General features: G+C 64.4%; 11 protein-coding genes. 9 read left to right on the top strand and 2 right to left on the bottom strand.

Annotation, left to right across the window (positions count from 1 at the left end):
- Window positions 1-278 (bottom strand): hypothetical protein (locus tag AC0L3H_RS32455; protein WP_473588194.1); only part of this gene is annotated, 278 nt, incomplete at its 3' end.
- A 41-nt stretch (window positions 279-319) separates the two neighbouring features.
- Here AC0L3H_RS32455 and ribH point away from each other — a divergent pair.
- The 7 genes from ribH (at window position 320) to AC0L3H_RS32420 (ending at window position 6,587) form a co-directional block, all read left to right on the top strand.
- Complete coding sequence (ribH, locus tag AC0L3H_RS32450) at window positions 320-814, top strand: 6,7-dimethyl-8-ribityllumazine synthase (protein WP_091591567.1); 495 nt, start codon at window positions 320-322, stop codon at window positions 812-814.
- Complete coding sequence (gene nusB / locus AC0L3H_RS32445; protein ID WP_023798402.1) at window positions 811-1,311, top strand: transcription antitermination factor NusB; 501 nt, start codon at window positions 811-813, stop codon at window positions 1,309-1,311. The genes ribH and nusB overlap by 4 nt, the downstream gene beginning before the upstream one ends.
- Complete coding sequence (locus tag AC0L3H_RS32440) at window positions 1,308-2,525, top strand: MFS transporter (protein ID WP_473588193.1); 1,218 nt, start codon at window positions 1,308-1,310, stop codon at window positions 2,523-2,525. The genes nusB and AC0L3H_RS32440 overlap by 4 nt, the downstream gene beginning before the upstream one ends.
- Before the next feature lie 251 nt (window positions 2,526-2,776).
- Window positions 2,777-3,688: a glycine betaine ABC transporter substrate-binding protein OsmF gene (gene osmF, locus AC0L3H_RS32435; protein ID WP_023798400.1), complete on the top strand. Its 912-nt coding sequence runs from the start codon at window positions 2,777-2,779 to the stop codon at window positions 3,686-3,688.
- 36 nt (window positions 3,689-3,724) lie between these two features.
- Window positions 3,725-4,891, top strand: a complete 1,167-nt coding sequence (locus AC0L3H_RS32430) for an ABC transporter permease (protein ID WP_473588192.1) — start codon at window positions 3,725-3,727, stop codon at window positions 4,889-4,891.
- Window positions 4,888-5,826: an ABC transporter ATP-binding protein gene (locus AC0L3H_RS32425; RefSeq protein WP_287175304.1), complete on the top strand. Its 939-nt coding sequence runs from the start codon at window positions 4,888-4,890 to the stop codon at window positions 5,824-5,826. The genes AC0L3H_RS32430 and AC0L3H_RS32425 overlap by 4 nt, the downstream gene beginning before the upstream one ends.
- Complete coding sequence (locus AC0L3H_RS32420; RefSeq protein WP_473588191.1) at window positions 5,823-6,587, top strand: ABC transporter permease; 765 nt, start codon at window positions 5,823-5,825, stop codon at window positions 6,585-6,587. The genes AC0L3H_RS32425 and AC0L3H_RS32420 overlap by 4 nt, the downstream gene beginning before the upstream one ends.
- Window positions 6,588-6,597: 10 nt before the next feature.
- Here the strand turns inward: AC0L3H_RS32420 and AC0L3H_RS32415 are convergent, their stop codons facing one another.
- Complete coding sequence (locus AC0L3H_RS32415; RefSeq protein ID WP_473588190.1) at window positions 6,598-6,801, bottom strand: type II toxin-antitoxin system HicA family toxin; 204 nt, start codon at window positions 6,799-6,801, stop codon at window positions 6,598-6,600.
- 308 nt (window positions 6,802-7,109) lie between these two features.
- Here AC0L3H_RS32415 and AC0L3H_RS32410 point away from each other — a divergent pair, with 308 nt between their 5' ends.
- Together AC0L3H_RS32410 and AC0L3H_RS32405 are read left to right on the top strand one after the other, a co-directional pair.
- Entirely contained in the window at window positions 7,110-7,223 is a 114-nt protein-coding gene (locus AC0L3H_RS32410) for a DUF2165 family protein (protein ID WP_473588189.1), read from the top strand.
- 251 nt (window positions 7,224-7,474) lie between these two features.
- A complete protein-coding gene (locus tag AC0L3H_RS32405) occupies window positions 7,475-9,616 on the top strand; it encodes a sodium-translocating pyrophosphatase (protein WP_473588188.1) in 2,142 nt (713 codons plus the stop codon).
- Window positions 9,617-9,708 lie beyond the last annotated feature (92 nt).

Genomic DNA, 9,708 nt, shown 5'->3' with positions numbered 1-9,708 from the left:
CTTGCGACATCGATGGCGTGAACCACCACGAAAGCGCAAATTTCAGTCCATGCCGAAGCTATCTTAGCGCATATGCCGTAAACGGGGCGAGGGGCGCTGTGATCGATAGTTTCGCCAATCACCAGCGTTGCAAGAAGGGCGCCGGCGATGCGGCCAGCGTCTTTCGCCCCGTTTACGGGGAGAAATGCCCGGCAGGGCAACGAGGGGAAGCGCCGGCTTCGGAGGAAACCAATAATCAGGCACGTCCGCATCTCCACCAATCTTCTGCTTGCGATCAAACAGGCTTCGGCCTAAGTCACCGGCGATCCCGGAGACATCTATGGCTGGCACATCCCAACACGGCAAAGCGTTCATTCGCCCGAAGAAGAAGGCCCACCTTCTTGTCATCGAGGCACGCTTCCACGACGACCTTGCCGACGCGCTGCTCGAAGGCGCGACAAGCGCGCTCGAGGAAGCGGGCGCGACATACGACGTCGTCACCGTTCCGGGCTCGCTCGAAATTCCCGCGGTGATTTCCTTCGCCCTCGACGGCGCCGCCGAAGGCGGGCCGAGCTATGACGGCTTTGTCGCCCTTGGCACCATCGTGCGCGGCGACACCTATCATTTCGACATCGTCGCCAATGAATCGAGCCGTGCCCTGATGGATCTGTCCGTGCAGGAAGCGGTCTGCATCGGCAACGGCATCCTGACCACCGAAAATGACGAGCAGGCCTGGACGCGGGCCAGGCGTTCGGAAGGCGACAAGGGCGGCTTTGCCGCGCGTGCGGCGCTGACCATGATCGCCCTCAAGCAACAGTTGGGAGAGCGGTCGTGAGCGAACCCGCATCACCCGGCCAGCCCGCGGTGCGCCACGCCAACAAGCGCGGTGCAGCCCGTCTGGCCGCCGTGCAGGCGCTCTACCAGATGGATGTGGCCGGCAGCGGCGTCTTCGAGATCACCGCCGAATACGAGGCGTTCAGGCTCGGCAAGGAAGTCGACGGCGCGCTCTATCGCGAGGCCGACGCGCAATGGTTTCGCGCCATCCTCGCCGGCGTCGTCGAGAACCAGAAGACGATCGATCCGATCATACGCCAGGCGCTGACCGAGGACTGGCCGTTGTCCAGGCTCGATTCGACGCTGCGCGCCATATTGCGCGCCGGCGTCTACGAACTGATGAAGCGCGAGGACGTGCCGGTGGCTGTCATCGTCTCGGAATATGTCGATATCGCCAAGGCGTTTTACGAAGAAGACGAGCCGAAGCTGGTCAACGCGGTGCTCGATCGCGTGTCGCGCCGGGTGCGCGGCGAAGGGCGTGGCAAGGACGCTTCATGACGGCCGTCGCTATCGCCGAGGCCGGCAGGGAAGCGCGCCGCACGGCGCTCATCCTTGCCGCTTCGCAGGCGATCATCGGCTCGGCCGCACCTATCGCCATTTCCGTGGGTGGATTGGCCGGATATTATCTGCTCGGCTCCGACAAGTCGCTGGCGACGGCGCCGATCACCGGCTTCAACGTCGGCGTGGCGCTCGGCGCCCTGCCGGCCGCAGCCATCATCCGCCGGCTCGGCCAGCGCGACGGCTTCATGACCGGCACGATCGTCACTGCGCTCGGCGGTCTGGTCGCCACGCTGGCGCTATTTTACGCCAGCTTCTGGCTGTTCGCCTTCGGCCTGCTGGTGATCGGCATCGGCGGTGCCTTCGTCCAGCAATTCCGCTTCGCCGCCGCAGACAACGCGCCGGCTGAATTCAAGGCGCGCGCCATCTCCTTCGTGCTGGCCGGCGGCATCGTCACCGCCATCCTTGGGCCGCAGATCGTCATCTTCACCCGCGAATTGTTTGCGCCGGTGATGTTTGCCGGCTCGTTTGCCGCCATCCTGGTGCTGGCGGTGGTCGGCGCTGCCATCCTGTCGTTGCTGCGCATCCCGGCCAAGGCGACGGGCAAAGCGGAAATCGCCGACAGCGACGCGCGGCCGCTCGCCGAGATCGTCACCAGGCCGCGTTTCGTTGCGGCGCTGTTTTGCGCTGTCGGCAGCTATGCGCTGATGAGCTTCGTCATGACCGGCGCGCCGCTCGCCATGGTCGGCTGCGGCCTGTCGACGGACGACGCCACACTCGGCATTTCTTGGCATGTCATGGCGATGTTCGCGCCGAGCTTCTTCACCGGCTCGCTTATCTATCGCTTCGGCGCCGAACGGATTGTCGCAACCGGCCTTGTGCTGCTGATCGGCTGCGCCGTGGTAGCGCTGTCGGGCCTGGCGCTGTGGCAGTTCTGGACGGCACTGATCCTGCTCGGCCTTGGCTGGAATTTCGGCTTCATCGGCGCCACCGCCATGGTCGCCGACAGCTACCGGCCATCGGAAAAGGCCAAGGTCCAGGGTTTTCACGACTTCGTCCTGTTCGGCTCCGTCGCCTTCGCCTCGCTGATGTCGGGCGCGGTCTACAACGCCTGGGGCTGGGAGATGCTGAACTGGATCATCTTCCCGGTGACGGTGCTGTGCTTCGTGGCGCTGGGCGTGCTGAAGATGACCGCGCGGCCGACCAGCTCATGACCCCGAACCAAAGGTTCGGAAAGGATCATGCGCAAATCAAAAGTGCTACAGCGTTCTTTGCGCGTCCAAACGGACGCGACGCGCTGTAGTGACATGACGCTGTCGGGATCAGACAGCAGCGGATTCACCCGCATCCGAACAAAATTATTGCCCCCATCCCCCTTCTTATGAAACCGTGTGCCCCGACGGGGCATTGAAGCCATGCTCATATGCGGCAGCCGCAGTCCGGTTCTCAGCAAGGGATTTGTGAAATGTTTTCAGTCAAGGTTCTGGCCGGCGCGGCACTGGCGCTCGGCATCACCGCAGCCTCGGCGAGCGCTCAGGTGGTCGTGTCGTCGAAGATAGACACCGAAGGCGGCGTGCTCGGCAACATCATCCAGCTGGTGCTGAACGCCAACAACATCCAGACCACCGACCGCATCCAGCTCGGCGGCACCCCTGTGGTGCGCAAGGCGATCACCGCCGGCGAGATCGACATCTATCCGGAATACACCGGCAATGCCGCCTTCTTCTTCGAAAAGGCCGACGATCCGGTGTGGAAGGATGCCGCCAAGGGTTATGAAACGGCCAAGAAGCTCGACTACGACGCCAACAAGATCGTCTGGCTGTCGCCGTCGCCGGCCAACAACACCTGGGCGATTGCGCTGCGCAAGGATGTCGCCGAGACCAACAAGCTGGCGACGCTGTCCGACTTCGGCAAATATGTCTCCGGCGGCGGCCAGGTGGTGCTGGCGGCCTCGGCCGAATTCGTCAATTCGGCTGCCGCGCTGCCGGCTTTCCAGACCACCTATGGCTTCACGCTTAAGCCGGACCAGCTGATCACGCTCTCCGGCGGCGATACGGCGGCGACCATCGCCGCCGCGGCGAACCAGACCAACGGCGCCAACGCCGCCATGGTCTACGGCACCGACGGCGGCATCGCGCCGTCCGGCCTGGTCGTGCTCGAAGACGACAAGGGCGTGCAGCCGGTCTACCAGCCGGCGCCGATCATCCGCGAGGCGGTGCTGAAGGAGCATCCCGAAATCGAGACGCTGCTGAAGCCGGTCTTCGCCAAGCTCGACCTCGTCACCCTGCAGGAACTGAACGGCCGCGTTCAGGTCGGCGGCGAGCCGGTCAAAGGCGTCGCCGAAGACTTTTTGAAGAAGAACGGGTTTTTGAAGTAGGCCATTCCCTGTCGTGACGCCGGTGCGAGGCGCGCCATGACCACCCGCTTCGACAAGCTCGGCGTGGTCATCGCCGCGATCGTTGCCTATGCCGCCTTCGCCGCGCCCTTTGCCACCTTGCGCGCCAATCGCATCGTGCCGGGCGAGGCGCGCTCGATTCTTGAAGCGCTGCCGCCGACGCTGGGGCCGCTGCTGCTTGCAGTCGTCGTCGTTGCGGCGGTCGTCGCCTTGCTGAAAACGCCGCTGGTACCGCGCCTGGCCGCCAGCGTGGTCGCGCTTGCCGCACTGGCGCTGCTGATCGGCGTCGCCGGCAGCTTCCTGACGCCTGAGGGCAACAGCTTTGCCCGCATCTCGCCGGCTTCGGGTTTCTGGCTGCTCATCTTCGCCTTTACGCTGTTGCTCGCCGATGGGCTGACGAGGCTGAACCTGTCGCCATCGGCGCGGATCGGCGTGCTCGTCGTCGCGGCAGCGGCAATCGGCCTGCTGCTGGTCTCCGGCAGCTGGAACAGTCTGTCGATTCTCAAGGAATACGCCAACCGTGCCGACAGTTTTTGGGCCGAAGGCTCCAAACATGTGACTCTGGCGTTGGGCTCGCTGGCAGCAGCGGTGCTAGTCGGCCTGCCGCTCGGCATCCTTTGCCACCGCGTCGAACAATTGCGGGCCGGCGTGCTCAATGTGCTGAACATCATCCAGACCATTCCCTCGATCGCGCTGTTCGGCCTGTTGATCGCGCCGCTCGGCTGGGTCGCCACGCATGTGCCCGGCGCGGCCTCCCTCGGCATTCGCGGCATCGGCACCGCGCCCGCCTTCGTCGCCCTGTTCCTCTATTCGCTGCTGCCGGTGGTGGCCAACACCGTGGTCGGCCTTGCCGGTGTGCCGCGCGCCGCCAACGACGCCGCACGCGGCATGGGCATGACCGAGCGCCAGCGCCTGTTCGGCGTCGAATTTCCACTGGCCTTCCCAGTGATCCTCACCGGCATCCGCATCGTGCTGGTGCAGAACATCGGCCTTGCCACCATTGCCGCGCTCATCGGCGGCGGCGGTTTCGGCGTGTTCGTGTTCCAGGGCGTTGGCCAGACGGCGATGGACCTGGTGCTGCTCGGCGCCGTGCCGACTGTGGCTCTGGCCTTTGCTGCCGCCATCATCCTCGACGCATTGATCGAAATGACCTCCACCAGGCAACGCGAGGCACAACCGGCATGATCGAGATCGAAGGCATTACCAAGCGCTATGACGCGACGACGGTCGTTGACGACGTGTCGATGGTGATCGAGCCGCGCACCATCGCCGTAATCGTCGGCACCTCCGGCTCCGGCAAGACGACGCTGCTGCGCATGATCAACCGGCTGGTCGAGCCGACCGCCGGCGTGATCAGGCTCGACGGCGCCGACAACCGCTCGCTGCCCGGCTACGAGCTGCGCCGCAGCATCGGCTACGCCATCCAGGGCCATGGACTGTTTCCGCATCGCACCGTGGCGCAGAACATCGCCACCGTGCCGGTGCTTCTCGGCTGGGACGCGGCCCGCACTAAGCGCCGTGTCGACGAGTTGATGACGCTCTACCAGCTCGATCCCCAGGCGTTCGGGCCACGCTATCCGCACGAGCTCTCCGGCGGCCAGCAGCAGCGCGTTGGCGTCGCCAGGGCACTTGCCGCGGAGCCGAACGTGCTGCTGATGGACGAGCCGTTCGGCGCGCTCGACCCGATCATCCGCAACAAGGCGCAGGAGGACCTTCTGGCGATTCAGAAGCGCTTCGGCACCACCATCATCCTCGTCACCCATGACATGGAGGAGGCGGTGCATATGGGCGACAAGATCGCAGTAATGGATGCCGGCAAGCTGGTGCAATATGCCAGGCCCGCCGAGATCCTGGCGAAACCGGCCAGTGCCTTCGTCGAGACCCTGGTCGGCGCCAGCGAAAAACCGTTCAGGCTGCTGTCGCTCGGCCGGGTGCGCGACGCCGTGGAGACGGGCACCGCCGAAGGCGAGGCGATCCCCGCCGACGCCAGCCAGCGCGATGCGTTGGCCGAACTGTTGTGGTCGGGACGCCCGGCGCTGCCGGTGACAGGCGCCGACGGCAAGCCGCTCGGCCGCGTGACCGTGGACGGGCTGGTGAAACGCGCGGCGAGGCCGGCATGAAAGAGGCCGGTGTAAAAGCTTGGCTTCCATCACTGCTCAGGCTTGCCCTGGTGGTGCTGCTCATTGCGTTCGTCACCAATCCGGGTTGGTTCGAGCCGCTGCTGAAGCCGCTGACCGAGGGCAACGCGCCGGCAATCTACAACCAGGGCAGCCTGTTGACCCTGACGCTGCTGCATCTGAGGACCGTGCTGATCGCGACGGTGGCGGCAACCATCGTTGCCGTGGCGCTCGCCATCCTGGTCACCCGGCCGGCCGGCGTCGAATTCCTGCCGCTGTCGCGCAGCCTGGTCAATATCGGCCAGACCTTTCCGCCGGTGGCGGTGCTGGCGCTGGCCGTGCCGGCCGTCGGCTTTGGCGAGAAGCCGACACTGATCGCGCTGTTTCTCTACGGCCTGCTGCCGATCTTCGAGAACGCGCTGACCGGGCTGACGACGCTGCCGGCCAATGTGGTCGAGGCGGCGCGCGGCGCCGGCATGACCGGCTGGCAAAGGCTGGTCAAGGTCGAGCTGCCGCTCAGCGCGCCGATCATTCTCGGCGGTATCCGGCTTTCGGTGGTCATCAGCCTCGCCACTGCGACGATCGGCTCGACCGTGGCGGCCAAGACGCTCGGCGAGGTGATCATCGCCGGTCTGTTGTCCAACAATCTCGCCTTCGTCCTGCAGGGCGGGCTGATCGTCGCCGCGCTTGCCGTGCTGATCTATGACGGGCTGTCGGCGATCGAGCGCTACACCGCACGCCGCATGGGGCAGGAGACGGCGTAATTAGCAAAATTCAGATATCGCCTTCGCTCATCTCGGCCAGCGCCAAGAGATGTCGCAAGAGTCCTGTTTTGAGCGGCCTGTTGCCGTGAATCGGGATCGAAAGGCGCACGATGCTGCCTTCCTTGCCGTAGATGTGATGACTGCCGGCAACACGCAAAAGCCTTCGTCCTTGCCGCTCGATGGCACGCGCAAGCTCCTTGCCGGAAATGGACATCAAACAGCGATTTCCATGACCCGGCCGGGTTCTGAAGTGAAAGATAGCGGCTCTACCGAGAGGCAGCCTTCGATTGCTTCACGCAAGTTCTCGACAAGTTCGTCCAAGGTTTCACCCTGGGTCCGCGCAGCCGGGAATTGCCGGCACTTCGGCCCAGCAGCCACCTTCTTCGGCTTCGTGAATGACCGTCTTGAACTTCGTCGGTCATCTCCAACTCCACCCTGAAGATAGGCTGCCCCGCCGTATTGCAGAGCTGCATGAGCGCTGTCTATCTGCAAGTTCTGCCTGCCTGATCAGGCTCTCGACGGGTGTGGCAGTCCAACGTCTGCAACGGCCAGCAGAAGGCTTTCATGTTCTACTTGACCATGCTGGCGGTGCTGATCTTCGCCGTCAGGCTGAACTGCGACCTGCGCAAAGGCTGACAACCGCCAGCCGATTTCAATCGATCTGATCGGGTGGCGGCACTTGCGAGCGTGTTGCCGCCATTGCTTTTGGGCGAAAGCCGAGGCTTTTGGGCGAAAGCCGGGCAAAAACCGAACAATATCTTGACGTTCGCAGCCCTGTTTCGCATAAGCCGATGCGAGGGGAGCGGATTCGGCGCGCGGAATCCGCTCCCCGTCTCAACGGCCCAGGGAGGGGTTCTTTTGGGTCATCAATCGAGGAAAATCCGGCAATGACCATAATTTTAGCTGTCATCGCCTGCGGTCTGCTTTCAGTCCTTTACGCCATCTGGGCGACAAAATCGGTCCTCGCGGCCGATCAGGGCAATGCACGCATGCAGGAAATTTCCGCGGCCATCCGCGAAGGCGCGCAGGCCTATCTGGCGCGCCAGTACACCACCATCGCCATCGTCGGCGTCGTGGTCCTGCTGCTCGCCTGGTGGCTGCTTTCAATCACCGCCGCCATCGGCTTCCTGATCGGCGCCGTTCTGTCGGGCGCCGCCGGCTTCATCGGCATGCACGTCTCGGTGCGCGCCAATGTGCGCACCGCGCAGGCGGCCTCCAACAGCCTCGCAGCCGGCCTCGAGATCGCCTTCAAGTCGGGCGCCATCACCGGCATGCTGGTCGCTGGCCTGGCCCTGCTCGGCGTCTCGATCTATTATCTGATCCTCACCCAATTCATCGGCCTCCAGCCCAACGACCGCGTCGTCATCGACTCGCTGGTTTCGCTCGGCTTCGGCGCCTCGCTGATCTCGATCTTCGCCCGTCTCGGCGGCGGCATCTTCACCAAGGGCGCCGACGTCGGCGGCGATCTCGTCGGCAAGGTCGAAGCCGGCATTCCCGAAGACGATCCGCGCAACCCGGCCACCATCGCCGACAATGTCGGCGACAATGTCGGCGACTGCGCCGGCATGGCCGCCGACCTGTTCGAGACCTATGCGGTGACCGTGGTCGCCACCATGGTCCTCGCCGCCATCTTCTTCGGCGGCACCGCCGTTCTCAGCGCCACGATGCTCTATCCGCTGGCCATCTGCGGCGCCTGCATCCTGACCTCCATCGTCGGCACCTTCTTCGTCAAGCTCGGCTCCAACGGCTCGATCATGGGCGCGCTCTACAAGGGCCTGATCGTCACCGGCCTGCTGTCGATCGTCGGCCTCGGCATCGCCACCTCCGCAACGCTGGGCTGGGGCGAGATCGGCACGGTCGCCGGTATGGCCATCACCGGCACCAACCTGTTCATCTGCGGCCTGATCGGCCTTCTGGTGACCGGCCTCATCGTGGTGATCACCGAATACTACACCGGCACCGACAAGCGCCCGGTGAACTCCATCGCCCAGGCCTCGGTCACCGGTCACGGCACCAACGTCATCCAGGGCCTTGCGGTCTCGCTGGAATCGACGGCACTTCCGGCGATCGTCATCGTCGGCGGCATCATATCGACCTACCAGCTCGCCGGCCTCTACGGCACGGCGATCGCAGTCACCACGATGCTCGGTCTTGCCGGCATGATCGTTGCGCTCGACGCCTTCGGCCCGGTCACCGACAATGCCGGCGGCATCGCCGAAATGGCCGGCTTGCCCAAGGAAGTGCGCCAGTCGACCGATGCGCTTGATGCCGTCGGCAACACCACCAAGGCGGTGACCAAGGGTTACGCCATCGGTTCGGCCGGTCTCGGCGCGCTGGTGCTGTTTGCGGCTTACTCCAACGACCTGAAGTTCTTTGCGTCCAATGGCGACAAATACCCTTACTTCCAGGGCATGGGCGACGTCTCTTTCGACCTCTCCAACCCTTACGTCGTTGCCGGTCTGATCTTCGGCGGCCTGATTCCGTATCTGTTCGGCGGCATCGCCATGACGGCTGTCGGCCGTGCGGCGGGCGCCATCGTCGAGGAGGTGCGCAAGCAGTTCCGCGAGGATCCGGGCATCATGGCCGGCACCTCGAAGCCGAACTATGCGCGTGCGGTCGATCTTCTGACCAAGGCGGCGATCCGGGAAATGATCATTCCGTCGCTGCTGCCGGTGCTGGCGCCGCTGGTCGTCTATTTCGGCGTGCTGCTGATCTCGGGCTCGAAGGCGTCCGCCTTTGCAGCACTTGGCGCCTCGCTGCTCGGCGTCATCGTCAACGGCCTGTTCGTCGCCATCTCGATGACCTCTGGCGGCGGCGCCTGGGATAATGCAAAAAAATCGTTCGAGGACGGCTTTACCGACAAGGACGGCGTCAAGCATCTCAAGGGCTCCGAGGCGCACAAGGCCTCGGTGACCGGCGATACGGTCGGCGATCCCTACAAGGACACCGCCGGTCCGGCAGTCAACCCGGCGATCAAGATCACCAACATCGTCGCCCTGCTGCTGCTGGCCGTGCTCGCGCACGGCTGAGGCCGCTCGGCCTTTCTAGAGCGGGATGAAGAGAGGCTGAATCGAAGGGGGATTCCCAAATCAGCGGGGATTTGATTCAACATGCTGGCTGG

The sequence above is a fragment of the Mesorhizobium sp. WSM4816 genome, from assembly GCF_055811535.1.
This window is presented reverse-complemented; position numbering and strand designations above follow the sequence as displayed.